The organism is Paenibacillus sp. FSL R5-0623 (genome assembly GCF_037974265.1).
Classification (GTDB): domain Bacteria; phylum Bacillota; class Bacilli; order Paenibacillales; family Paenibacillaceae; genus Paenibacillus.
Genome location: NZ_CP150233.1, coordinates 1,615,191 through 1,639,247 on the forward strand (window position 1 = coordinate 1,615,191; position 24,057 = coordinate 1,639,247).

A 24,057-nucleotide genomic window follows, 5' to 3' on the forward strand; every position below is an offset into this window, starting at 1 on the left:
TTTATACTTTTGCCTTCACCGCTTGTTGGATCATTTCAATAACAGCTTCAATGCGTTGGATGCCTTGATCTCCCTGACCGTATGCACGGACAGAGGCGGATGAGGCATTTTTCTCATTCTCACCAAGCACGAGCGAATAAGGCACTTTTTCCATCTGGGCTTCACGGATTTTGTATCCGAGCTTCTCGCTGCGTAGATCTGTTTCTACCCGAATGCCCGCCGCCCGGAGCTCGCTCTGTACTTGGAGTGCATAGTCTGCGTAATGATCTGATACAGGCAGCAGCTTCATTTGCACAGGTGCGAGCCAGAGTGGAAATGCTCCTGCATAGTGTTCAGTCAGGATGCCGATGAAACGATCGATGGAACCATAGATGGCACGATGGATCACGACAGGACGGTGTTTTAGACTATCTTCGCCAATGTAAGTGAGGTCGAACTTCTCCGGCATTTGAAAATCAAGCTGGATTGTTCCGCACTGCCAGCTGCGCTTCAGCGCATCGAGGATATGAAAGTCAATTTTCGGTCCATAAAAGGCACCGTCCCCTTCGTTAATGCGATACTCCACGCCCCGACGATCCAGAACATTTTGCAATGCACGTTCCGCCTGATCCCACAGCTCTTCCGATCCCATGGAATCTTCCGGACGAGTGGACAATTCAATCTTATATTCGAATCCAAAGATGTCGTACATACGTCCAATCAGTGAGATTGCCTGATTAATCTCGTCCTCGATCTGCTCTGGCATGACGTAGAGATGGGCATCATCCTGGCAGAATGTCCGCACACGCATCATGCCGTTCAGGGCACCTGAGAATTCGTGGCGGTGAACCTGACCAAATTCCATCATGCGAATTGGCAATTCGCGATAGGAATGGAGTGTATTTTTGAAGATCAGCATGTGCCCGGGACAGTTCATCGGTTTCAGTGCAAAAGTGGCATCGTCCACTTCCGAGAAATACATGTTGTCCTTGTAATGCTCCCAATGGCCGGATTGCTCCCACAGCCGGTTGTTCATCATGAGAGGAGTCCGAACTTCCTGATAACCTTCCTGTAATTGCAGCTCACGGGAGAACTGCTCCAGTTCAGTGCGAACAGTCATGCCTTTGGGCAGATAAAAGGGCATGCCGGGCGCTTCTTCGGAGAACATGAACAGTTCAAGCTCTTTGCCAAGTTTACGGTGATCCCGTTTCTTCGCTTCTTCGAGCATGTGCAGGTGTTCATCCAGTTGGGCTTTGTTCGGGAAAGCAGTGCCGTAGATGCGTTGAAGCATCTTATTATCCGAGTTGCCACGCCAGTACGCACCAGCCACATTTAACAGCTTGAACGCTTTGATTCGACCAGTGGATGGAAGATGGGGACCGCGACACAGATCGAAGAACTCTCCTTGATCATAGATTGAAAGTTCGGCGTCCTCTGGCAAATCCTGAATGAGTTCAAGCTTATAGGGGTCCTGGATCTCTCCGAAGATCCGGAGGGCTTCCTCCCGGTTAACGACCCGGCGACTGATCTTATGATTCTCCTGAATGATTTTGTTCATTTCCCGCTCGATGGCAGCCAAATCACTGATGGACAAGGCATGTTCCAGATCAACATCGTAATAAAAGCCATCTTCAATAACTGGGCCGATACCCAGTTTCACTTGTTCTGCACCGTAGATGCGTTTGAGTGCCTGTGCGAGCACATGTGCTGCGCTGTGACGATAACGATACAGACCTTCCGCACTGTCCAAAGTAACGATAACAAGTTCGCAATCTTGCTTGAGCACCCAATCGAGATCGACATTTTGACCATCTACAATACCGCCAATGGCCTGTTTTCCCAGGCTTGTGCTGATGGATGAGGCAACCGCACCTACAGTGATGCCTGCTTCGTAAGAACGTACCGCGCCACCTTGCAGACGGACCTCGATGGAATGACTGGATGGTTGCAGATCATTTGCTCGGTTGTTTATTTCGTTACCTGATTTGTTGCTTGCTGAGTTGCTATTTTCCTGTTTGCTCATGTGAACCACTCTCCATTTCTTAAAATGAAAGCGCAAAAAACACCCGTCCCGGAAAAGGGACGAGTGCGCTTGGCTCGTGGTTCCACCCTAATTTGGTTATGGTGCACCCTGATCTCGACCAGCCGTCGTGAACAGGAAACATCATAACCCTCATTGGAATCCGTTATCGGGGATCAGGCGGTGGACTCTACTGGCAACATGCCGAACATCAGAAGGAGGTCCGAAATGCTGAGGTTGGAGGTCACGGCTGCAGAGGGGTAATTCCGGTCCGTTCGCTGAAGAAGGTTTCACCAATCCCCTCTCTCTCTGGGCAGCACGCAAACGAAATCATGTCTCTGGTCATCGCCAAATATGTTAGATCAACTCACTCAAATTATTCTGAAATATGTTGCATTCAATATCAATATATTGGAACAGGTGTTGTTGAGTGTCGATTATATAGACTGAAAATGGAAAGGTCAAGTGGAACATTTTAATTGGTTTCGGACGGCCCATCCCATATTAAGCGAATGATCGTTCCTTCACCAGGGGTGGACTGTACCTCAATACAACCATTCATGGCTTCGATCAAACCTTTGGTTACCGCCATGCCCAGCCCTGATCCGACGTCCGATGTACCAGTATCTGTACCGCGATAGTATCGTTCAAATAACTTCCATACCGTCTCGGGGTCCATGCCTCGTCCATTATCGGCAAACTGAATGCTGAATTCATCTGCCTGCTTACCAGAATGCACACTGACAACCAAGATAGACTCGGGCGGATTATGAAGAAGGGCATTGGCAGTCAGATTATCCACAATTCGTTCAAACGACGGAATATGGACAAATCCATACACAGGCACTTCGGAAGGTTGGAATATGATGCGACCTTCCCCATATGCCGGATTCCGTTCGGCGCGCTGGATCAGATCACGAAGCAACGCATTTACGTCAGTCTCTTCCACTACAGGTTGATATCCACCACTGCGTAGTCGATAGGTCATGGCAAGGTCGTTGACAAGCCTGTCCATATACATGGACTTATCGAGCATTATGCCTGCGAATTCCCTGACTTCCTCCGCGGTCCAGCTATACTTATCCGCCTCAAGCATATGAGCATATCCCTGAATGGAGGAGAGGGGTGTCTTCAGGTCATGTGTTATGCCAGCGATCCACTCCTCGCGCAGAGAATCGGTCTGTTTCCGAAGTTCTTCATCTTGCTTCAACGTGTGAGACAGGGCCTGCATGGAGCGAAGCACTTCAGCATACACGTTGTATTTTCGCTTCCACTTTCCGTTACGACGCTGACTGCGAGGAACTCCAAAGGCTCCGGCAGGTTCCTCGTAATGTCCTCGTTCCAGACGCTGTAACCATTGGAGCATATGCAGCATGGGTGAACCGAATCGGTTGGCATACCAGAAGGCAAGCAAAATGAGCAGAATGATGATGGACACGATCAATACGACCAATGCCGGTTCCAGGATAAAATTGTAGGGATTTTGATTTCCGGTCGCCAATGGATCACTAGGTATGCTAATCAGCCAGGTAGTTTCATTCTGTTCGTCGTACCACGTTGCAACAGACATACCTGATCGACTCGGATAGCGAACTTGCAGAACGAGTTCCTGAATGGTGTATTCGCTAGGTACGCCCATGGCCGGTTTGTTATAGGAGGAGAGCTCGCGTCCTGACGCGTCCAATACTTGAAGATAAGCATTGGCGGCACGGAGGGCCTCCTGTTGGTCGGGCTGAAGATCAAGCTTCCCGTTGGTGAAAGCAAGGTCTGAACGAATCTTATTCATTAAGGACTTGGCCGGGTTACTCTCACCATATAACAAGGTGAATTCCTTCCCGTTTTTCTCCCGGATTAGCATGACAATCTGATAAGGGAACGGCTTCTGGCTTTCCCAGTATGCAATCAATTCCCCCGGTTTATAGTGAGTAGGAACATCGGCAGGTGTGTGATATTCATCAATGGCGTAACCTTGTTCATCCAGAACCTGGAGCCAGCCTTGATTTTTGTCCACTTGCTTCAGCAATTCTGGGTCATATTGGATCGTATTATCTGGCAGAATCTCTGCTGTATTGATCAATTGGTCCAGACCATTAACAGCAAAATCATCTACCAGATTCACTTCATTTACCTTTTGCACGACCCAGTAGGTGGCTACAGACCCAAGCAGGATGATAAGTACGACTGCACCGGCAAGCATCCCGATAAACCGGGTCATTAACCTGCGACGAATACTCATGGGCGTGACACATGTTCCGGCTGAATCAGTTTGTAACCCAGACCCCGGACGTTGACGAGAAACACCGGATTGGAAGGATCGGCTTCAATGCGCTCCCGAATGCGGTGAATATGAACCATCACGGTATTATCATCACTAATGGCTTCAGAGCCCCAGACCCGCTCATATAGGTCTGATTTGGTGAAGATTCGATTGGGATGTTTGCAGAAAAAGAGTAGCAGTTGAAACACAAGTGCCGGACAGGGTACGGGCTCACCTTCAACCCGAAGTTCACCAGCCCACTCCAGTACCTGGAATCGTCCAAAATCGTACACGCCTTCCGATGTGCTGCGAGATGACGTATTTACGTTAGATGGGTTGTGATCCGAGATCGCTGCGGTTTTAGAAGGTAAATAACGCTTCAGTAATGATTTAATTCGAGCAACCACTTCCAGAGGATTAAAGGGTTTGGCAACATAATCGTCGCCCCCAACGGCGAACCCGGTTAATTTGTCATAATCCGTTGTTTTGGCCGTCAGAAACAGGATGGGCGCATCGGTGACCTGCCGTAGAAAAGGACAGATTTCCAGTCCGCTTTTGCCAGGAAGCATGATGTCGAGCACGATGCAATGATACGTCTTGTTGTTGCAGGCATCAATGGCAGCTTCGCCTGTTGTAACGGTATCAATATCGAGAAACTGCTCTTTGAGCAGAACGGTTTTGAGCATATGCAGAATAGCCTGTTCATCATCCACAAGCAGTAATGAGACGTTATCCATAGTTTAAAAATGACCTCCTGATCCTTCCGTTGTGTGTATTGCTAATCATACCATCCAAGAGGCCTGTATAGCTTGCGAGCTATCTTAACGGAATCTTAATTATGCAGCCTCAAAAGGCGTTGCAAGTTTAACTACATGTAAGATGGGGTTAGACGAAGGATAAGACTCATTCTGTACACTTAACTGGAAAGTATAACGATAACAGAAGGGATGTTGAGAATGAATAGAAAAGGTTATCTGGAATCCGAACAAAATACATACTCGAAATTACAGAATAAAAGGGGCTGGAAGGTGCTTGCGATTACCCTTGGAGCTTGCATGATATTGTCTGCTTGCGGTAACAGTAACTCCATTACTTCCGAACAGGCGGAGCAGCAGTCAGCCGAACAGACGTCGAATACAAATCAAGAGGGCGAGAACACTCATCAGGAACAGAATTCCGCTTCAGAAGGAACTGCAATGGTTACACCCGACACTTTTGTTGATACCCTCATGAAGGGTTCCAGTGAAGATATTTACCGTCAGTTGAGTCCTCAAATGAAGGAAGCGATCACACTTGAAAATCTTAAAACGTCTGCTGACGAGTTCCTGGAAGGAGTAACTTCCCTGGATCAAGTGTTCGCAGCTGAGATGAACAATCTGACCGAATTCGCCTGGAAGGATCAAACAGGGACAAAAGGGATTCGAGCCTATTTTACTGAGGCCAATCAGATTGATGGTCTGTTGATCCAGCCGCTGGAAACACATAAGAATACAGATCAAAAGTTCACCAAAACCGAATTCCATTTCCCTTTAAAGGGTGAATGGTATGTGTTCTGGGGAGGCAACGATGTGATGTCGAACTATCATTATGAGCATGAAACACAGCGCTATGCGCTGGATATCATTCGGTCAAAAGAAGGTTTTAGCTATAACGGGGATGCCAAGGTGAACGCAAGCTACCATGCCTTTGGTCAACCACTCTATGCTGCTGCGGACGGAACAGTTGTCGATATCAAAAATGACATACCAGACAATATACCCGGCGTCATGAATCCGGAAGAACCGGCGGGTAACTATGTTGTGATCGACCATGGCAACAGTGAATACAGCATCACAGCACACATCAAGGAAGGCACTGTCTCGGTCAAAAAAGGAGATAAGCTCAAGCAGGGAGACCCTATCGGTGAGCTTGGTAATTCGGGGAACTCGAGTGAAGCTCATCTGCATTTCCAGGTGTCGAACGGCCCGGATCTGTTCACATCTCGCTCAATTAACATTCGTTGGGCAGACCAGACTCAGCAGTTAACTCGTGGGAACACAATTCAAGGACTTCCAGAGTAATGATTGAGTAATTCTCTGTCAGAATGTTAGAGGTGACGAAGGCTTCTATTTTCCATTATAATATCCTCTATGATAATAGAACGATCTGGAATGATGGAGGAATAGTGATGAAACTGGAAGATGTGCAGATTGAATATGCGCGCCTGGAGGACTTGCCAAGGATTGTGGAAATTTATAATTCTACCATTGAGGGCCGTATGGCAACAGCGGATTTGGAGCCGGTGACGGTGGAGCAACGTTTGCCTTGGTTCGAGGAACATACACCGGATCATCGTCCGCTTTGGGTGATGAAGCAAGCAGGACAGGTGGTAGCTTGGGCAAGTCTCAGCTCGTTCTATGGACGCCCTGCGTATAACGGAACGGTGGAAGTCAGTGTATACGTCGATCAGCAATGCCGCGGAATTGGGGCTGGCGGACGTTTGCTTGAAACGGTATTTGAGGTGTGTCCTGCACTTGGGATTACGACCATTCTCGGATTTGTCTTTGGGCATAACGAACCGAGTCTGGGGTTATTGCGCAAGCATGGTTTTGAACAGTGGGGATATTATCCCGAAGTTGCCGTACTGGATGGTGTGAATAGAGATCTGGCGATTTTGGGCAAAAAAATATAAGTGGCGTTCTTATTCGTAGAAAAGAACATTGAAAACCTTCAACCTAAATTAATAGGATTGGAGGTTTTTTTGTCGTTCGACTATATTCTATGCTATGTGAAAGTGTAGGTTGTGCTTACACGCCAAGCTGCTTTTTAATCTCTTGAATCTGTCCCAGATGACGTTCCTCATGATAACTTGTAAAGTCAATCCATTGGATAAGATCCATCTCACCAAATACGGGATGAGGAAAGGACTTGCTGCGCAGCAGGTCAGGATCATGATCCAATGCAAAGTTGTTTAACGCATGGTGAGATTCGTCCAGATCACTGCGTACGTCTGCGAGTGCTTCAGGCGCTGCTGGAGGCTGAAGATGGGGTGGTGCCTCGACGGAGCGGCTGCGATCCAACGATAATTCATATGGTTTTTTGTCCACAGACACCGTTTGTTCCTTCTCGAGGGCCAGGCGGGCTTGTTTTCCAATGGCATTTTCCATCAGATTCAGATGACGTAGTACTTGCATAATACTCCACTGTTCGGGTGAAGGTTTTTGGTTCAATTGTTCTTCTTCGAGCCCTGAGATGGCTTCCCAGATTTGGTTGCGTATACCGTCATTACGAGTAAACATTGTGCAATCCTCTCCTTATATACGGGTTCTGATGTGATCTGTGCCAAATAAAAAAAGCCGTTCTCCATGAACGGTTCATTTAAATCCATCCCAAGTCCAAAAAAAGATTGACGGGCAGACCCCGGCAATCTATAATCGGTACAAGTAACTTGATATGTAAGGAGTCCTGACATGATATGTTAGTAATCGACGAGGTGTATCACCATACAGCATTGCAAATATCATCGTCCGATTTATTGTACCTTATCGAACGGCTGAAGGTCAAAAAAGAAAATGAGATCCAAACGCTCAAGCAGAAGATCGAACAGTTCGAACAGAAGCGTCGAGCGGAAGAGGTTGCTTATCAATCGATGTCGCCCGTACGCAAATGGTTTGCGGGGCGCCCCGCATCCCATCATCAGGCTGTAGAGTATATGGTGCAGGTGAAGGAACGTTTTCGCAAGATGGAACAGATTCGCAGACGCATACGTGAATTGGATCAGATCGCAGAACGAATTAAGCATCCGGACAGCATTGAGCGGGACGAGATTGAGCTTGCGCCCGATACAATCCGTGAACTCAGACAGCTTAGTGAAACGGAGGATGTATAAGCATGACTTTGGAGACGTTAAGCACCGGGATCGATACGGTCTGGGTCGTACTGAGTGCAGCGATGATTTTATTGATGGAGGGGGGATTCGCCCTGCTCGAGGCTGGCTTTGTGCGTTATAAAAATAGTGTGAACATTATTATGAAGGTTTTTGCTGACATTACGATTGGAACGTTGTTGTTCTATGCTATCGGTTTTGGACTGATGTATGGTTCGGACGTTGGCGGTTTTGCGGGAGTAACGGGGTTTTTCCTGAATGGTGATTTGTCTCACCTGGACGTACCGGTATCTCTGGAGACATTCTGGTTGTTCCAGGCTGCCTTTACCATTGCTGTTATTTCCATCGTTTCAGGAGCGGTAGCCGAGCGGATCAACTTCCGTGCCTACCTGTTGTATATCATATTGATGACGGCGATTATCTATCCAATTGGTGGACACTGGGCATGGGGCGGCGGCTGGCTTAGTCAGCTGGGGATGCAGGACTTTGCCGGTTCGGCTGTCATCCATGCACTCGGCGGATTCTCGGCACTGGCGGCTGCGATTATCATTGGCCCGCGTAAAGGCAAATACACGCCACTTGGCGTAAGTGCCATTGCACTCCCGAGCAATCTGCCACTGGCATCTGTAGGTGCATTTCTGTTATGGTTCGGCTGGTTTGGCTTCAATGCTGGTAGTACACTCAGTGCGACGGATGTAAGAATTGGTCACATTGCGATTGTCACGATGTTATCTGCGGCTTCGGGTGGTGCGGTTACGCTGTTGTATACGTTATTCCGCTTCAATCGTTCAGATGCGCCATCGGTCATTAACGGTTCACTCGCGGGACTCGTCGGCATTACGGCAGGCTGTGCTTTTGTTGGTGATGTAGCAGCGATATTCATTGGGGCAGTATCCGGCTTGTTGATGATGGCTGCCACTAACTGGCTGGACCGTCGGCAGATTGATGATCCAGTTGGTGCTTTCCCGGTGCATGCTGCATCCGGAATGTGGGGCACGATTGCTGTAGGTCTGTTTGCCACGGATGGGGGATTATTCATGGGCGGCGGCTGGAGGTTGCTGGGTGTTCAAGCACTTGGCCTTACAGCCCTGGTCATCTGGGGATTCGCCATGACTTGGATCGGGTTAAAGTTGATTGGCAAAATTGTGCCTGTACGTTCGACAGAGGAAGAGGAAGATTTGGGTCTGGATATCAGCTATCATGGTGTGATGGCAGCCCATCAGGCCCATGAATTCCTAGATGGTGAGGAGCATATGCGTGCTTACCAGGAAAAGTCTTCTGATCCAAATCGTTAAATGGAATATAGGATAAAGAAGTAGACTGACAGGGGATGTCAGTCTCTTTTTTTGCTAGAAGCAGGGAAAGACGTCCGGGCGGAAGAATATACAGGTGTGAACCTGAATATGTCTCAGCATAGGTGTATTGTCAAAAGGGGAGGATCTATATGATTAAGCCAGAACAATGTGAACGTCTGACCAGAAAAGCCCGTAAAACACTTGAGGAATATGGTTTGGGAGTTGCTGCCGATCTGCTGTTGTCTTCAAGCCGCTGGGGAATTCGCCTCGATGTATCCACACTGGACGAATATCGCAGAACAGGAAACTCACGTGTGGGTGGACATCCGGATTTGCCAAGTCGCATGGAATGGCCCGTAACACAAGAAGGAGTCCCGATGACTTTCCTGGCCCAACTGAACCTGGTGGACTTGTCGCCGTATACGCCGAATGATGGGCGCGGGACTTTGCCTGAACGTGGCATGTTATACTTTTTCGTTGGCAAGGATGAATCTGCTTGTCCCATTGAACATCGTGTGATTTTTGAGCCGAGTTCTCATAACCTGATAAGGCGAGAGCCTGAAGGTGATACCGCGCTGGATGGAGCCCCGTTTGTTGCACATTCAGTGACCGTGCTGCCTAATCTTGAGTTTCCTACATATGCATATATTGACGCCAACGCGCTGAATGAGCTCTCGCCGCTTCGGCTTGAGACGGATGAGGCCGAAACGGAAGTAAGTCTGTATGACCGATACCTTGAATTCGAGTCGAGCTGGAATCATCCGAGTACGCTGAATTGGGGTGGGATGTTTGGATATCCTGACGGGCAGCATCCGGATGCCGAGCATCGTGCCTTGTTACAGATCGCACTGGGAGAAGAGTACAATTATAATGAGCAGGAATGTGAGAAGAAGCTGACCAAGCATTACGGCGGTGATGAGGAACGGACATGGCAGGAACTATCCGATACGCTGCTGCTGTTGAAGATAGATACACATGATGCTATTGGTTTCCAATGGTGGGATTGCGGGGAACTGCAATTTTTCATTCGCAAGTCTGACTTGGAGGCTGGACGATTCGAGCAAACGTATTGTTCGTTTTACTCAAGTTGAACAAAGATTTGAAAACAAATAGGCAACAAAATGTCCTGAATCCCGTCTATAAGAAGGAGGAAGGACTTTTTTTGTTCGTAGATTGATAGATTTGGGGTATAACTTGTTTATATATTAAGGAGGGATATCTTGGTTGATAACCGATCATATGTTCTGTATAATGGGATAAAAAGGAAGTGTATCTGTTGATTCAATCTGCGTTCAAACATATTGACGTAGCTGTAACATCGTTAATTGATATATGTGATCAGTTGTCGGAAGAAGATTTGGCTTTGACTCCAATTGAAGGTAAACGGCCTGTTGGAGAACTACTAGCTCATCTGTCTGTGATCTGCCGGGCGGATGTTTATATTTCCGAAGGTGCATCGGAGGAAGAGATGGCTCAATTCTATGCAGAGAATCAGGTGCATTCGCTCCGTGAGATCAAGCAGGCTTTGATTGATAACCAGATGTATCTATACCAACGGTACAGGCAGTTTAACACGGAAGAGTTACTACATGTGACGGATTCGTACTGGGGAGCTTCCTATAGTCGGCTGGAGTGGTTACTTGAGATTATGGGGCATGTATATCATCACAGAGGACAATTGTATACGATGCTGACCCTGACGGGCAAAGAACCCGAATCAGTACTTTTCAAATAGAAACGGATAGAATACATATAAGCATGTTATAGGAAACATCATGGGTTAAAGTGGGAATACACCGACGATACTACACGCTATACTTGAAATAACGGGGGATTCGGGACGTGGAACAACACGATACATGGAATGCATCGATAGACAATACGTTGAATGACAGGTTAAAACAGATTCCTGAACTTGGTCAGGCTACGCGGATTGAACCTGTTATGAAGGGGTATTCAGCAGATGTTAAATTCAAAATGTTTGTCCCTGGCCAAGGGCATGTGCTGGTGAGGGTGTATGATGTTGCTGAGGAATGGATGAAGCAAAGGGAATATCAATGTTTGCAGAGCATGCAACAATTAGGCGTACTGTGTCCAGCAACGTTGGGCACTGGTAGATTGGATGAGAAGCAGGGTTATATGATTCTTAGCTACATTGAAGGCGAAGATGCTTCTGAGAGACTGCCTCGGCTGAATGAACAGCAGCAGTGGGCGGTTGGCTTGGAAGCTGGAGCGCAGCTACAGCTGATTCATCAGTTGCCGATGGAGGAACAGGTCGAATCATGGTACATACGCAAGAGCACAAAGCATCAACGTTATGTGGAGCGCTATAAACAGTGCCCTATCGTGATGAAAGAGGATCATGCTATTTTAACGTTTATTGCAGACCATCTTGGTTGGATGAAAAATCGTCCAGATGGATTTCAGCATGATGACTTTCACCCGAGCAATCTTGTCGTTAAGCAGGACAAACTCGCAGGAGTGATTGATTTTAATCGTTATGATCAAGGTGATCCCATTCATGAATTTTTGAAGTTGGGTTTGTTTGCTTCAGAGATCAGTATTCCGTATTCCATGGGTCAGATTCAGGGCTATTTCGATGGCAATGAACCGGATGAGTTATTCTGGAGATTGTATTCACTGTATACGGCTATGGCGCTGGTGTCTTCTGTGGTGTGGATTCAGCAGGTCAAGCCGGAACAGACACATGAGATGATGACCAAGATCGAACGTGTACGTGAAGATCATGATGATTTTCGCAGTTTCATCCCTCGGTGGTATACTTTGAACAGGTAAGGAATTGGGGAAGGAAAAGCATAGCCAGCAGATTATGCTAAGGTATACCCGGATCAGAATTTATTTGAGGCCAGGCAACGAAGTGGAACTTAGGCACAAGCGCTTATTACTGGAGAAGTTTAATATTCGGTATGAGGAGGATGAAATGAACAATAGACACATGAATTCGGATGGAGAGCTGTCTGGCATCTCCGGATTAGGCGGCTGGCTCATTTTAATCCAGATCAGTCTTTGGCTTGCGCTGGTGTTTCTCATCTCGGATGTATCGCAGGTGAATGTCATCATGGACCCTGCCAGGTGGAAGTAGGCCGTGGTGTCGATCCTCAGATTTACACGGAGATGATCCGTCCACTCCTTTGGTTTGGTTTCATAAGCAGCATTGTTCTATTGATGATCGTTATCGTGAATCTCATTCTTTTATATAAACGGAAGAGACAGCTTCCACGTATGATGATGGTGATGTACCTGATGAATGTGATCATAGGCATCGTGACGTGGATTCTGATTGCGCGAAATGAAATCCCAAGAGAACAGCATGTGCTTGATGCAACTCCGGCTTTTCAGTTGATCGTACGATCACTTCTGACATGTTGTATTTTTATCCCGTATTTCCTAAAGTCGGTACGTGTGAAGAATACGTTTGTGAAGTAAATAGACTGCTTTGATTGTCTCACTGAACTATAGTGCTCTATAGGATAGTGATACGTAAGGCCCGTTATTATACAAGAGCTCATCCTGTATGCTAACGGGCCTTACGTGTGCTGAATATGTGAAAAGAACGATTATTTCGATGGTTTTTCCCGAATTGAGGCGGGAATTCGGCGTATCATCTGGTTTAATACCTCGGATAACACCAAGCCTACGGCAATAGCGCCGGATAACATGAGTGCCTTGGCGGCCATCTCCATAGCGGCACTGTAGTCATTTTGCACAAAACTTCGCATCGCATTATACGCCAGTCCACCAGGAACCAGAGGAATGATGCCTGCGACGCTGAAGATGATGACAGGTGCACGAAACATTCGAGAGAATACCTGGCTGATGACACCTACGGCTATGGTTGCTGCAAGTGTAGCAGGAACCGCATCAGCTGCATATTCAAGCACGATATAGATAATCCAGCCGATCATGCCGACAAATCCACCATGGAGCAGCATGCGCCGTGGTGCGTTGAAGATGATCCCAAACGCGGCTGAAGCGACAAAACTAGTTAAGGCTTGTTCAATAAAATGGAGCATATCCTGCATTCCTCCGTCTTACATAAAAAGTGAAAATACAACTGCAATGCCAGTACCTATGGCAAAAGCAGTCAGAAATGCCTCCGCTCCCTTGGATAATCCGGATACGAGATGCCCGGCCATCAGGTCGCGTACAGCATTAGTAATCAGCAGCCCCGGAACCAGCGGCATAACCGAACCGATGATGATTTTGTCCCGTTCATGACCGACTCCCATATAGATCAGGAGAAAAGCGAGTAAGCCAATAACAAAGGATGCCGTAAGCTCGGCAAAGAATTTGACCCGCACCAACCGGTGAAAGGCAATAACGGCAGCATAGCCTATGCCTCCGCAGATTAGCGCCGGAAGAAAGTCGCTCCAGCCCCCGCCAAACATAATGGTAAAACAACCACTGGATAACGCTGCGGCCGTAAGCTGCACAGCCGTTGAATAGGAGGAGGGCTTGCCTTCGATCTGTACCAACAGATCATGGGCTTCCTGAGCGGATAGCTCACCTTGGCCGATGCGACGGGAGACCGCATTCACCTCAGACACCTTGTCCAGATCCGTCGTACGTTCGGAGATACGAATCAGCTTGGCGGGTTCGGTTGCATCAACAGAGAAGAAGATGCCTGTCGGAACAACGTAACTGTGCGAATGGGGTAAACCAAGCGCAGCCGCCATACGTTTCATCGTATCTTCCACACGGTAGGTTTCACCACCGCTTTGCAGCATGATTTTGCCTGCGAGCAGACAGATTGCAATCACGCGGGATTGTTCAGTAGGGTTGTTGCCAATCATCCCCGTCTCGGCTTGTGATACGGGTGATGAATCATGACGTATGTATTCCAACCGGATCAAGCTCCGTTTCATATGAGATATGGGGTGGTGCGACACCATTGTATCATATTTCACACGCTCGCAAGGAATCATACCGCACCATCACCAAGACGATAAATAAGCTTCGTTCCCAAGACTCGAAGATCTCAGGAGCGAAGCTTCTTGGAACAGGTTCGGATATAGAAGTACAATACCCCTACATCAAGAGTGTGATAACCAACAATTCATACAGCACAAGTGGCAAAATCGTTGGTCCAAACAAGGCGCGCGGTTCAGGGTATCCGTGCATCGGGGTAACCTGAAGATACAGAATTCCCCGGTCTGCACTAATAATGACGCCTTCCCATACCTGCCCATCGATATTCTGCACTTGTACCTTCTTGCCTACATGCTGCCGAGCTGTATGATGAAGCATATTCCGCACACTTTGCACGGATTGAAGCATCGGTTGATTGGCTTGATACACGACACGCGTGGATGGCGTGGATGTGGATTCAGACATGATGCACAACCCTTCCTCAAAATAAGTTCTTACTTCAATGTATGCATCTGCCTATAAAAGGTGACTACACAAACGCCATCTCAAGGCTCCCGCGTCCATTTTCATAAGCCACTTTGCCCAGTGCTCCATTCACAAAGGTTAACTGAGGCGGAAGATGGCCGAGATCCACATCGTACAATACAGGGACATCCAGGTCCCCCAGTGCAGCGGAGAGGGCGTCGGTGAAATTGAAATCCTCTGTATCGGAATAACCCGCAGGTCGTCCAATCAAGAAGCCTTTCACACCTGCAAACCAGCCTGCCTGTTTCATCTGCCACAGAAGACGGTAGATATCCCCTGCGTTCATCGCACAGCTCTCCAGATACCAGATGGTACCTTCGACTGCACAGTATTGCTCCAGATAGGATGCAACAGGTGCATACGGCGTGTCAATCAGACTGGAGATCGTATCCATGCAGTCGCCGATCAGCCGACCGGAGAACGATACTGAGGTGTCTGTATCCTCAAGTTGCCCGAGCTGTTTCCAGCGGGAGGGTGTATCCAAATTGAATCCAGGTAGATCCGGTTTCCATTCAGATTGGTAATGTGTGGAAGACGATTGTTTGATCTGTCCGCCGTATTTGGTCTGTAACACATCAATCCAACGAGCGGTCACCGGATCGAGTTCGCTTGATCTTAGATCCACATAATTGGTGCCATGCGCTGATGCTGTTCCAGTGAGCAGGGTATAGGCGAACAGGAAGGTACTGATATCCGAATAACCCAGAATCCATTTGGGCGGTAATGTTTTCAAAGCTTCCCAATCCAGCAGGGGGAGGATATCCATCAGAAATTCCCCGCCCCATGGAGGGATAATGGCTTGAATATTTGGATTGCGGAAAAATTCATTCATCTCTGCAGCGCGTTCCTCTTTGGAGGCACTCACACATTTGGTGTTGTGGCGGAGCGATGGGCTTTCCAGCACGCCAAAACCAAGGCGCTCCATATTGCGTTTGCTCTCCTCGAGATAATGGTATAGGGATTCGCCTACACCGCTGGAGGGGGCTGCCACACCGATCATGTCCCCTTGCGCGAGTGGTTGCGGATAACGGATAGAACGATTATTCATTGTGGAAACACCCTTTCCGGTGAACATATCGATTTAATGTAGTTGTTTAATATTTTCATTATAGTGCATGACTACGTCGTGTGGCTTGCAATTATCGTTGTTACATTCTCTTTAGGGAGTCACAGGAATTTCAATAGAGAACGGTGCACGAATTTGATCAGGGTAAGAGAATATCTCCATTGTCAGATTTCCTTTGGCTGCGGCTCCATTTTTAATGACAACTCTTGATTCAAAGACGGAAGGGCTCCAGCTTACTTCATTAATGTCGAAAGGGTTTCCTTTACTGTCCTCTATATTGGTAAATGATAGCCCGGAAGTAGCATTTTGAGCATCTGCAATTGAAAACTCGAGGATCAGATTTTTGCCCTGGACCGTGCTTTGCAGCAATTTCAAACTCGATGGACCACCTTGTATTTCACCTGAAGAGGGATCGATGCTGATAACCAGTTCATCCTTATCCACTGCTGAAAGGCCAGACCCTTGCAAAGTCAGTTTTTCCGGAGTGGAGAAGTACATGCTTTCGAAAAAGACGGAACTTCCAGAGCCTCCGATGGAAGATGAATCGGTTCTCCATGCTCGGCCTTGCTCATCTACCAAGTGCAGATCACGAATGCCAAAGATTTTTTTGGTGTTGTTCCGATCATATTCAATATCAAGTACAAGACGAGTGGGATACAGAACGGCCTGTTTCACATGGATACGCTGCTCGTCCACGGTCATAGTTTGGTTTACGGGAATGATTTTTTTCATGCCTTTTGTTAAGCTGTGATCCACGGGGAAGGTGACCTTCCACTTATTATTCGGGTCCTTACCTCGTTTCTTAAATACAACGGTCAGCTCTTGTGGCGGTAAAGATTCTGTGAATGAGACATCGATTTTGTCCTCGTAAACACCACTTTCTGAATCTGGATTAGGAGAGAAATAACTAAATCCAACCGGAAGATCTTTACCGTGATCATCCAGCAAATCGATGTCATATCTACCCTTCTCGGGATCTTTCATGCCTTTCATCGTGTAAAAAATGACCATACGTGACTCGTCTGTGATAATGCCTTCAACGGTCAAGGAAGCACCATCATGCTCGTCGGTGACACCGACCTTCTGTAAGAGGGACTGATCAATCGCCATCATTAATCCTTTGTCCTGGCGAATCATACTCACAATGCCCTCCATACCTGGCAATTGCTCCACGAAGGACGCAAAAGCGGGAGAGACACGGATACATCCGGTAAACAGCAGGATGAGGGCCGCTGCCGAGATGGAACTCATATACCAGCGCAGCCGGGACTTACGTTTGTGGGCAGCCTGGCGGATTCCGGACTGAACAGCCTGATAGGAAGCATCCGGTACAGGCATGGTTTCATATTCCGTCTTGCGAGCATTCAGCCGTTCTTCCAATGCGTCAAATGAGTTGTGTTCATCTGTCATAAGGATACATCTCCTTTCGTTTCAAGTTGATCACGGAGCTGTCCGAGTGCCCGATGTAATCGGGATTTTACGGTTCCGGTCGGGATTTCGAGAATATCGGCAACTTCAGTTAAGGAGAAACCTTCGAAATAACTCAGAATAATAATCTGTTTGCAATCCCGGTCAAGGGTGGATACGGCGGCAGCAAGATCGGGGTCCGAAGGACGATCCCAACTGCTGGATTCAATAATCTCGGTGACGGGACTGAACCGACTTTTACGTTTGCGTTCGTCCGCACAGTAGTTGAGCAGAATGCGGATGAGCCAAGTGCCAAAGTAGGAGGGCTCTTTTAATTTTTTGAGTTTGCGGAACGCCCTGAAGGTTGATTCCTGAATCGCTTCGAGCGCATCACCTTCGTTATGCAGGTAGGCATAGGCGATACGGTACAGTTGGCTCTGATGTAATTCCATTAAGGCTGCAAAGGCCTCGGCATCCCCTTCTTGTGCGGCGATGGTGAGCTGGATAGGGGTCACGTGGCTCCTCCTTTCCTGGATATGTTGAATATTAGACCGCGTAAGGCACCAAACGGTTCTTACTCCCTGGAAAAAATATGATGTATCGCGATTTCTATATAAGTTGAACTATATTTACACGAGAACGTAGAGGACTGAAATAACCTGAAAAAGCGGAGCGTTCGCCTTTATCGCCAGATTTTCACCTTTGTAAAAGTGAATTAAAAAAATCTGGGGATAACAGCGATCGGAAGGTTGTTCTGTCATCGGAGTGGCAAGTGTAAATATTCTTTAGCTCAACTTATATAGCCTCTCGATAGAGTAATGTAAACGAACAACAAATAACCGCCAGACCTTCTCTTTGTACTCCAAAAAGAGTCCTGACGGTTATTCGCTGTATTACTCACGTTATCTAATCATTATTGCTGATGCGCTGTAACGGCTGCTCGCAGACATGAAGCTGTAGACGTGTTACCACGTTCAAGTGAAATATCCAGTGCGGTCTGGCCAGCTGAGTTTAGCGCGTTTGGATCAGCTCCATGCTGAAGTAACATCTCGATAAGTTCGATCTGATCGGTATGAAATGCTGCGGAGTGCAACGCATATTGTCCATCGCTGTCCAGAATATTCGTGGATGCCCCATGTTCGAGTAAAAGTTGGATAACTTCTGGTGAACGTTCTCCGGCAAGTGCGGCATGCAGTGCAGTATTGGACGGGATGAAGGAAATCTTGGAATGAGAAAGGGTGTTAACATCTGCTCCATGCTCCAGAAGGAGACGAACTGCTTCTGCTTGTCCATAATGAGAGGCATATCCCAGCGGAGTTAACCCATCCTGATTTTCAATATTGGTGAGTTCCTGGTGAGAAGCGAGCAATAATTGCAGATTGGCCACATCTCCAACCTGTGCAGCCTGAAATAGTTGATTAATCTGTTCTGCATGATTCATAAGGAATACCTCCATCTGATGGAATATTAGAATTTACAGGGATTCATCATATAACTTCTTCGCAGCTTCCAGCCCAGGCACGGCAAAGCAGGCGAGTGGAGAGGGCAGATCATGGAGCGGAAACCAGCCAATCTCACCGATGGCTCCGCCTTCTTCCAGATTACGAGCATGGCCGCCAATCACCTTGGTGGAATAGAGCACGGATATCCAATGTTCCTTCTGTTGTGGATGGATCGTCTCCGCCGTGCAGAGCAGACTATCAATGGCGATATCCAGACTCACTTCCTCCTTGATTTCACGGATGACGGCAGTCTCCAATGATTCATAGGGATCTACTTTCCCGCCAGGAATACTCCAAGTGTGCTGCTCGGGCTGACGATTCCGCCAGGCGAGAAGCACTTCGCCCCGTTCATTCAGGATGACCGCACCTACGCCGATGCGAGGTGAAATTTCAGATTCACCTTTTGGAACAGAACTTAATTCCGACATTGACAGCGCAGCTTGTTCGTTCCCATTAGGTTGTGCAAAACCACCCGCGTCCATATCCCCAGATTCAGGAGTACGATTAGAACGGAATGATAAGGGAAGCCCAGACTGTGCCGACCATTCTTCCGCAAGGATACTCATCGAGATCAGGTCATAATGCATGCCATCCCGCAAAACTGCAGAACGCTGGCGACCCTCTTCCCGGAATCCGGCTTTCAGGTATGCACGTCTAGCAGCTTCATTGTATTCGATGACTTCCAACGCAATCCGGTTCAGGTTCAATTCATGGAAGCCATACCGAAGAATCAGAGCAAGGGCATCACTGCCGTATCCTTTACCCCGATCATTTTCTTCGCCGATACCAATGGCCAGACGAGCAGAGCGATTGTTCCATTCAATCCGGTAGAGGGCTGTGAATCCAATGAAGCGGTTACCCTCCAGCGTACGTAATGCAAATTCAAATCCGTTGTCGCGGCGGACAGAGGAGGACCCTGTCTCATCCGGCGTTAACGGGATTGCGATATCGGTATCCATGTTGCGCAAATATTCATAATCGTCTGTGAAGCGGGAGAGACGCATGCAATCTTCCGGGCATGGGGCCGCTAATCTGACTTTGGAACCTTGAAATCCATTTAAATGACGTGGAGACATGTTGCACCTCTTTTATTCGATATGAAATCAATCGTTTCTCCCCATTATACTACGAACAGAAGCGGATACCGAAAAATGGCACCAAACGAGCTATACTCAGTGGAAAAGAACCATAAAAAAAAGCAGCCGTTTCAGGCTGCTTGTACATTCATTATTTCAGATCATTCAATAAATTCTTCATTTTTTTGTAATGTCCACTGACCCGATCAACCATGTAGTTATACATGAGCTGGTTCTCTGAAAGGTCCGCCATTTCCTTGTCAATGTCAACGTTATTGTTGTTATTGTTCATCGTAGTTTCGTTGTTCTCGACAATTCGGTACTGTACGATGGAAGAGTTGGGATCACTGACAGGGAAGTGTTTGTTATGAGTCCGCTTCATGGCGAGCTGATCTGTTTTGCCATTTTCAACGATACGTCTCAGCTCTTCCTGAAACTCTACCGTTTTCTTTTTGTAGTTGGGCGTGTCTGCATTGGCAATGTTGTTGGTAATGGCATTGTGCTGTGCAGTAAGCGCTTGTAACAGTGATTCGTTACGTCTTGTCGTATTCGTTTCGATCACGGGCTCAGTCTCCTTCACTGTAGATTGTACAGTTACTTCTATAATAAGAAATAAAGTTGCACACTGTCAACATAACAAAGAAAAAGACAAGCACATGCCGGAGGTTCCCCGATAAGAAGAACCCTGCCTTCATGAAATCTTGTCTTAGACCTTGTCCTTATGGATCAGCGTTAAACAACCTCTTTAAGAGGGACGATTAATATTTTTGCCGTAATAGATCTCGTCCATCTCCAGCTTCAGCCACTCCGTAATCTCCTGTTGTTCCTTTTTGCTGAGCTTATCCTTGGTGTACCCAAACAGATAATTGTCGAGATCAAATTCCCTCAGTTTACATTTGGTGTGAAAAATATTCTCCTGATAGACGTTCACGTCAATCATGTCAAAGCTGCTCTTGATCTCATCCGGAATATAATTCTGAATCGAGCCGATCTCATGGTCAATGAACAGCTTGCGTCCGCTCGTATCCCGCGTAAAACCACGCACCCTGTAATCCATCGTCATAATGTCCGTATCAAAGGAGTGGATCAGATAATTCAGTGCCTTAAGCGGTGAGATCTCACCGCAGGTGGAGACATCAATGTCCGCACGGAAGGTACTGATACCTTCACTAGGATGAAATTCAGGGTAGGTGTGCACAGTGATATGGCTTTTATCCAGCTGCATGACAACGTTATCCGGCAGAGGGCCGGGGGATTCGTCAAGAGATTCCTCGGGGATCTCCACGATTGGACCCTCCGAGACAAGCATCGTCACACTCGCACCTTGAGGCACGTAATCCTGCTGGGCAACATTAAGAACGTGGGCTCCGATGATATCGGAGACGTTGTTCAGAATTTTGCTCAACCGGTCGGCATTATACTGTTCATCAATATATTCAATGTAAGCTTCGCGTTCATCTTTGGTTTTGGTATAACAGATATCGTACATATTAAAGCTCAGCGACTTGGTCAGGTTGTTAAATCCATGCAGTTGAAGACGCTGCTCTGGCGTAATTGTCATGGTTGCAGTTCCCCTTATCCCATACGACATATCATCGCAGTTATAATACTACTTATACCCAACCTGCCTCGAAAAAAAACATATGTACGTCATTCGAAATACGATTCTCCTCTGATCACAGCTATGCATGAAAGGACTTCAGATGATCTACATTTTTTCAGAATGAAGAATCGTCAAAGTCTATAACATCGTTCATGCGCTCATCCTCAGCTACAGATTGAATATCCTCTGAAGTGACGCTGATGATCGTATAATCCTCGTTCTGCTGTTTCTTCACGGCTTTTTCCTTCACAAAACGGGGACTGCCTTCCCCGGCATCTTCATCATAGACGAGCAGAAGACCGTCGCTTTTACGCAGCAACAGGTCATCCCGTGCAGTGAACTGCCACGGCCCGATATAAGGTTGATTGCTAATCGCACCGTAATAGTCCACACCCGAGAGGATGGAACGGTAATACTCCTGCTTGTCTTCTTTCCATTGCTCCTCCGGGTTCTGAAAGGCAGTGATGATCGACAGTTTCAGATGTGGGTAAGTCTTCTTCAGATCAATCACCACTTCGCAGGCCCACAGGTCCACACCGTATTGTCCCGGCGTCAGCACCCATTCCAGACCATCTTCGACAAGGGGAGTAAGACGGGAGGAGATGGCTTTTTTGATAAAAGGAATACCTTCATGCTTTTGTCCAAAAATCTGCAATTCATGTGCCCGGTAACCGGTAATTAACAGGTTTTTCAGTGTCCGTTCCTCCTTTCAGGCATGATCAATCGATCAGTCGATTCTATATAACGATGCTGTTATTTCGCAGGTGGAGCATCTGCGCGGAACGGATACAGGAATGGCTTTGGAATATCCGTTTCGAATGACATTAACTCATCCGTTGTGGGATGAATAAACGAGAGTATACGTGCATGAAGTCCGAGACGGCCGAGGTCTCTCGTACGTGCACCATATTTTCTGTCACCGGAAATCGGATGTCCGAGATCTTCCATATGCACACGAATCTGATTTTTACGCCCTGTCTCCAGACGCACTTCCAGCAAGGAGAACTCACGGTTCGACTTCAGACGTTTGTAATGTGTAATGGCGTGTTGTCCATCATTCGGACGAGAGCTGGAGTACATTTTCAGCGTTTTGGTTTCCTTCAGCCAGGAAGAGATGGTGCCTTCTTCTTTGGCTACTGAACCTTCAACAAGGGCAACATAGACGCGGTCCTGCACATTTTCTTTCCAGTTGTTTTGCAGCTTTTGCTGCACCTCTTCACTTTTGGCAAACATCATCACACCCGATGTATCCCGATCGAGACGATGGACAACAAAGATCCGATTAAGCGGGTTGGTGCGGCGTACATGCTCTGTCAGTTGGCGATAAGCCGTGAGGTCATCTGTCTTGTCTGCGGCAATGGACAACAGTCCGGCTTCCTTGCGGATCACAATGATATCATCGTCTTCATGCAAAATGTTAATACCCGTTAAGGACGGAGCAGCGACTGCACCTTCTTTTCGAATGTAGACAATCTGACCTGGCGTCAGCGCTTCATTAAACTTGGTTACGACCTTCTGATCCACGGATACCTGTCCACGACCCAGAATGGACTTCACTGCGTTCCGTCCGGATTTCAAATGCTGCAACAGGAAGTTCAACAATTCATCCGGTTCGGTCACTTTGTACTGGCGTGGTGGTTCCTGCTTGCGATAGTAGGAATTGCCTGGTCGTTTGGATGCGCTGGCATTTTTGGGTTTGTTGCCTCCAGCTTTCTTGGGTGCACCCGATGATTTCGCGGTTAATGGCTTCTTATTCTCCTCCGTATTGCGTGATGCAGAAGCACCTGATGATTTTGCAGATGAGAAGTTGGACTTGCCGGAACGTGCTGAAGATGAACCTGCATAAGATTTCCCCTTGGCCGAGGCCGATGTTTTGCTTGTTGGACGTTTGCGTTTATTCATGAATAGTAATCTCCTTCTGAACAGCCTGTACCGCTTGTGTGCATACGATCCGTTCATTTTCGTTATGCAGTTCAATATACCATTAACAGTCGACAAATAAAAATAGGTTCATGCAATCTGCTATACATCCAATCATAAGAGTAGTGAGATTCATAGGATAGGGTATCCCATAGCATTGGAGGTGTTACTCATGGGCGTGTTTCTCGATATGAGAACTTCGATGAACTCGGCAACCGTAGGACAGCCCGGTTTGTCACTGTCAGAATCCCCGACAGCTTTTGGCACCATTGGTCTACAGACGCAGGGTGTGGTGAATCCCATTATTACGTTGAACGGGACAGTAGGTGTTACGGGAGAACTGGGAGATACCTTTGTTGTGGAGCTTGTGCGGGGTTTTTTATATGATCCTTTCTATATCATCTACCGTGCTGAAGGTACGATTGGACAGAACGGAGGTGCCGAATTTCATTCGTTCACAGCTCAGGATCTAGCTGCACCACCAGCATTGGAAAGTGTGTATACTTCGTTCATCTCGGGGGTGTCCACAGCAGTAAGAACCGGGCCGGAGATGTTATACGGTATTGCAGCCACCGGTTAGTAGTGAAAGGCGAAATATTACAGGCAGAGTGCTTCGTCATCACTTCTGTTGACGGCAGAGTTCGCTTCATAC

General features: G+C 47.4%; 26 protein-coding genes and 1 pseudogene. 10 read left to right on the plus strand and 17 right to left on the minus strand.

From position 1 onward, the window contains the following. Position 1 precedes the first annotated feature (1 nt). From thrS to MKY92_RS07300, 3 genes are all read right to left on the minus strand, one after another. Positions 2-2,002, minus strand: a complete 2,001-nt coding sequence (gene thrS / locus MKY92_RS07290) for a threonine--tRNA ligase (protein ID WP_339299910.1) — start codon at positions 2,000-2,002, stop codon at positions 2-4. Between the two features lie 472 nt (positions 2,003-2,474). Continuing rightward, entirely contained in the window at positions 2,475-4,235 is a 1,761-nt protein-coding gene (locus MKY92_RS07295; protein ID WP_339299912.1) for a HAMP domain-containing sensor histidine kinase, read from the minus strand. Continuing rightward, entirely contained in the window at positions 4,232-4,993 is a 762-nt protein-coding gene (locus MKY92_RS07300; RefSeq protein WP_339299913.1) for a response regulator transcription factor, read from the minus strand. Before MKY92_RS07300 ends, MKY92_RS07295 begins: the two co-directional genes overlap by 4 nt. A 219-nt stretch (positions 4,994-5,212) precedes the next feature. On the opposite strand from MKY92_RS07300, the gene MKY92_RS07305 reads away from it, so the two are divergent. Together MKY92_RS07305 and MKY92_RS07310 are read left to right on the plus strand one after the other, a co-directional pair. Continuing rightward, positions 5,213-6,316 (plus strand): M23 family metallopeptidase, encoded by a 1,104-nt coding sequence (locus tag MKY92_RS07305; RefSeq protein ID WP_339299914.1) that lies wholly within the window; start codon positions 5,213-5,215, stop codon positions 6,314-6,316. Between the two features lie 107 nt (positions 6,317-6,423). Then, on the plus strand, positions 6,424-6,927 hold the full coding sequence (locus MKY92_RS07310; protein ID WP_339299915.1) for an N-acetyltransferase family protein: 504 nt from the start codon (positions 6,424-6,426) through the stop codon (positions 6,925-6,927). A 115-nt stretch (positions 6,928-7,042) separates the two neighbouring features. On the opposite strand, the gene MKY92_RS07315 is transcribed toward MKY92_RS07310, so the two are convergent. Further along, on the minus strand, positions 7,043-7,534 hold the full coding sequence (locus MKY92_RS07315; protein WP_339299916.1) for a DinB family protein: 492 nt from the start codon (positions 7,532-7,534) through the stop codon (positions 7,043-7,045). Between the two features lie 176 nt (positions 7,535-7,710). Here MKY92_RS07315 and MKY92_RS07320 point away from each other — a divergent pair, with 176 nt between their 5' ends. The 7 genes from MKY92_RS07320 (at position 7,711) to MKY92_RS07350 (ending at position 12,863) form a co-directional block, all read left to right on the plus strand. Continuing rightward, positions 7,711-8,124: a hypothetical protein gene (locus MKY92_RS07320; RefSeq protein WP_339299918.1), complete on the plus strand. Its 414-nt coding sequence runs from the start codon at positions 7,711-7,713 to the stop codon at positions 8,122-8,124. Between the two features lie 2 nt (positions 8,125-8,126). Then, the gene (locus MKY92_RS07325) at positions 8,127-9,416 is read left to right on the plus strand and encodes an ammonium transporter (protein WP_036610695.1); all 1,290 of its coding nucleotides are present in this window, start codon (positions 8,127-8,129) and stop codon (positions 9,414-9,416) included. Between the two features lie 149 nt (positions 9,417-9,565). After that, entirely contained in the window at positions 9,566-10,507 is a 942-nt protein-coding gene (locus MKY92_RS07330; RefSeq protein ID WP_339299919.1) for a YwqG family protein, read from the plus strand. A 185-nt stretch (positions 10,508-10,692) separates the two neighbouring features. After that, the gene (locus MKY92_RS07335; RefSeq protein ID WP_017689934.1) at positions 10,693-11,151 is read left to right on the plus strand and encodes a DinB family protein; all 459 of its coding nucleotides are present in this window, start codon (positions 10,693-10,695) and stop codon (positions 11,149-11,151) included. Between the two features lie 107 nt (positions 11,152-11,258). After that, positions 11,259-12,212 (plus strand): aminoglycoside phosphotransferase family protein, encoded by a 954-nt coding sequence (locus tag MKY92_RS07340; protein WP_339299920.1) that lies wholly within the window; start codon positions 11,259-11,261, stop codon positions 12,210-12,212. Between the two features lie 145 nt (positions 12,213-12,357). After that, positions 12,358-12,519 (plus strand): hypothetical protein, encoded by a 162-nt coding sequence (locus MKY92_RS07345; RefSeq protein ID WP_339299921.1) that lies wholly within the window; start codon positions 12,358-12,360, stop codon positions 12,517-12,519. Then, positions 12,510-12,863 carry a DUF2569 family protein gene (locus MKY92_RS07350; RefSeq protein WP_339299923.1) on the plus strand — a complete coding sequence of 118 codons (354 nt, stop codon included), beginning with the start codon at positions 12,510-12,512 and terminating at the stop codon, positions 12,861-12,863. The genes MKY92_RS07345 and MKY92_RS07350 overlap by 10 nt, the downstream gene beginning before the upstream one ends. A 131-nt stretch (positions 12,864-12,994) precedes the next feature. Here MKY92_RS07350 and MKY92_RS07355 read toward each other — a convergent pair whose 3' ends face one another. From MKY92_RS07355 to MKY92_RS07415, 13 genes and pseudogenes are all read right to left on the minus strand, one after another. After that, the gene (locus MKY92_RS07355; protein ID WP_221819265.1) at positions 12,995-13,450 is read right to left on the minus strand and encodes a threonine/serine exporter family protein; all 456 of its coding nucleotides are present in this window, start codon (positions 13,448-13,450) and stop codon (positions 12,995-12,997) included. Between the two features lie 18 nt (positions 13,451-13,468). Beyond that, positions 13,469-14,230: a threonine/serine exporter family protein gene (locus tag MKY92_RS07360; protein ID WP_076209536.1), complete on the minus strand. Its 762-nt coding sequence runs from the start codon at positions 14,228-14,230 to the stop codon at positions 13,469-13,471. A gap of 235 nt (positions 14,231-14,465) precedes the next feature. Next, positions 14,466-14,771 (minus strand): hypothetical protein, encoded by a 306-nt coding sequence (locus tag MKY92_RS07365; RefSeq protein ID WP_047842070.1) that lies wholly within the window; start codon positions 14,769-14,771, stop codon positions 14,466-14,468. 64 nt (positions 14,772-14,835) lie between these two features. Beyond that, complete coding sequence (locus MKY92_RS07370; RefSeq protein ID WP_339299924.1) at positions 14,836-15,879, minus strand: S66 peptidase family protein; 1,044 nt, start codon at positions 15,877-15,879, stop codon at positions 14,836-14,838. A 111-nt stretch (positions 15,880-15,990) separates the two neighbouring features. Further along, complete coding sequence (locus MKY92_RS07375; protein ID WP_339299926.1) at positions 15,991-17,307, minus strand: DUF4179 domain-containing protein; 1,317 nt, start codon at positions 17,305-17,307, stop codon at positions 15,991-15,993. Beyond that, on the minus strand, positions 17,304-17,819 hold the full coding sequence (locus MKY92_RS07380; RefSeq protein WP_339299928.1) for a sigma-70 family RNA polymerase sigma factor: 516 nt from the start codon (positions 17,817-17,819) through the stop codon (positions 17,304-17,306). The genes MKY92_RS07375 and MKY92_RS07380 overlap by 4 nt, the downstream gene beginning before the upstream one ends. A gap of 398 nt (positions 17,820-18,217) precedes the next feature. Beyond that, positions 18,218-18,745 (minus strand): ankyrin repeat domain-containing protein, encoded by a 528-nt coding sequence (locus MKY92_RS07385; protein ID WP_339299930.1) that lies wholly within the window; start codon positions 18,743-18,745, stop codon positions 18,218-18,220. 33 nt (positions 18,746-18,778) lie between these two features. Continuing rightward, positions 18,779-19,234 (minus strand): NUDIX domain-containing protein, encoded by a 456-nt coding sequence (locus tag MKY92_RS07390; RefSeq protein WP_339301727.1) that lies wholly within the window; start codon positions 19,232-19,234, stop codon positions 18,779-18,781. 159 nt (positions 19,235-19,393) lie between these two features. Beyond that, positions 19,394-19,882 (minus strand): annotated as a pseudogene (locus tag MKY92_RS07395) (GNAT family protein); the annotation flags it as partial. 151 nt (positions 19,883-20,033) lie between these two features. After that, positions 20,034-20,444, minus strand: coding sequence for a flagellar basal body rod protein FlgB (gene flgB / locus MKY92_RS07400; protein WP_221819275.1), 411 nt, complete (start codon positions 20,442-20,444; stop codon positions 20,034-20,036). 183 nt (positions 20,445-20,627) lie between these two features. Continuing rightward, entirely contained in the window at positions 20,628-21,443 is an 816-nt protein-coding gene (gene speD, locus MKY92_RS07405; RefSeq protein WP_339299932.1) for an adenosylmethionine decarboxylase, read from the minus strand. A 157-nt stretch (positions 21,444-21,600) separates the two neighbouring features. After that, positions 21,601-22,179, minus strand: a complete 579-nt coding sequence (locus tag MKY92_RS07410; protein WP_036669296.1) for a DUF1273 domain-containing protein — start codon at positions 22,177-22,179, stop codon at positions 21,601-21,603. A gap of 59 nt (positions 22,180-22,238) precedes the next feature. Then, the gene (locus MKY92_RS07415) at positions 22,239-23,387 is read right to left on the minus strand and encodes an RluA family pseudouridine synthase (protein WP_339299934.1); all 1,149 of its coding nucleotides are present in this window, start codon (positions 23,385-23,387) and stop codon (positions 22,239-22,241) included. A gap of 190 nt (positions 23,388-23,577) precedes the next feature. Between MKY92_RS07415 and MKY92_RS07420 the strand changes: the two genes are divergently transcribed. Then, positions 23,578-23,985 carry a hypothetical protein gene (locus tag MKY92_RS07420; protein ID WP_091015180.1) on the plus strand — a complete coding sequence of 136 codons (408 nt, stop codon included), beginning with the start codon at positions 23,578-23,580 and terminating at the stop codon, positions 23,983-23,985. Positions 23,986-24,057: the final 72 nt, after the last annotated feature.

Coding starts and splice junctions, on each gene's coding strand:
- thrS (WP_339299910.1), bottom strand. CDS start 2,002: ATGAGCAAACAGGAAAATAGCAACTCAGCAAGCAACAAATCAGGTAAC.
- MKY92_RS07295 (WP_339299912.1), bottom strand. CDS start 4,235: ATGAGTATTCGTCGCAGGTTAATGACCCGGTTTATCGGGATGCTTGCC.
- MKY92_RS07300 (WP_339299913.1), bottom strand. CDS start 4,993: ATGGATAACGTCTCATTACTGCTTGTGGATGATGAACAGGCTATTCTG.
- MKY92_RS07305 (WP_339299914.1), top strand. CDS start 5,213: ATGAATAGAAAAGGTTATCTGGAATCCGAACAAAATACATACTCGAAA.
- MKY92_RS07310 (WP_339299915.1), top strand. CDS start 6,424: ATGAAACTGGAAGATGTGCAGATTGAATATGCGCGCCTGGAGGACTTG.
- MKY92_RS07315 (WP_339299916.1), bottom strand. CDS start 7,534: ATGTTTACTCGTAATGACGGTATACGCAACCAAATCTGGGAAGCCATC.
- MKY92_RS07320 (WP_339299918.1), top strand. CDS start 7,711: ATGTTAGTAATCGACGAGGTGTATCACCATACAGCATTGCAAATATCA.
- MKY92_RS07325 (WP_036610695.1), top strand. CDS start 8,127: ATGACTTTGGAGACGTTAAGCACCGGGATCGATACGGTCTGGGTCGTA.
- MKY92_RS07330 (WP_339299919.1), top strand. CDS start 9,566: ATGATTAAGCCAGAACAATGTGAACGTCTGACCAGAAAAGCCCGTAAA.
- MKY92_RS07345 (WP_339299921.1), top strand. CDS start 12,358: ATGAACAATAGACACATGAATTCGGATGGAGAGCTGTCTGGCATCTCC.
- MKY92_RS07355 (WP_221819265.1), bottom strand. CDS start 13,450: ATGCTCCATTTTATTGAACAAGCCTTAACTAGTTTTGTCGCTTCAGCC.
- MKY92_RS07360 (WP_076209536.1), bottom strand. CDS start 14,230: ATGATTGGCAACAACCCTACTGAACAATCCCGCGTGATTGCAATCTGT.
- MKY92_RS07365 (WP_047842070.1), bottom strand. CDS start 14,771: ATGTCTGAATCCACATCCACGCCATCCACGCGTGTCGTGTATCAAGCC.
- MKY92_RS07370 (WP_339299924.1), bottom strand. CDS start 15,879: ATGAATAATCGTTCTATCCGTTATCCGCAACCACTCGCGCAAGGGGAC.
- MKY92_RS07375 (WP_339299926.1), bottom strand. CDS start 17,307: ATGACAGATGAACACAACTCATTTGACGCATTGGAAGAACGGCTGAAT.
- MKY92_RS07385 (WP_339299930.1), bottom strand. CDS start 18,745: ATGAATCATGCAGAACAGATTAATCAACTATTTCAGGCTGCACAGGTT.
- MKY92_RS07390 (WP_339301727.1), bottom strand. CDS start 19,234: ATGTCGGAATTAAGTTCTGTTCCAAAAGGTGAATCTGAAATTTCACCT.
- speD (WP_339299932.1), bottom strand. CDS start 21,443: ATGACAATTACGCCAGAGCAGCGTCTTCAACTGCATGGATTTAACAAC.
- MKY92_RS07415 (WP_339299934.1), bottom strand. CDS start 23,387: ATGAATAAACGCAAACGTCCAACAAGCAAAACATCGGCCTCGGCCAAG.
- MKY92_RS07420 (WP_091015180.1), top strand. CDS start 23,578: ATGGGCGTGTTTCTCGATATGAGAACTTCGATGAACTCGGCAACCGTA.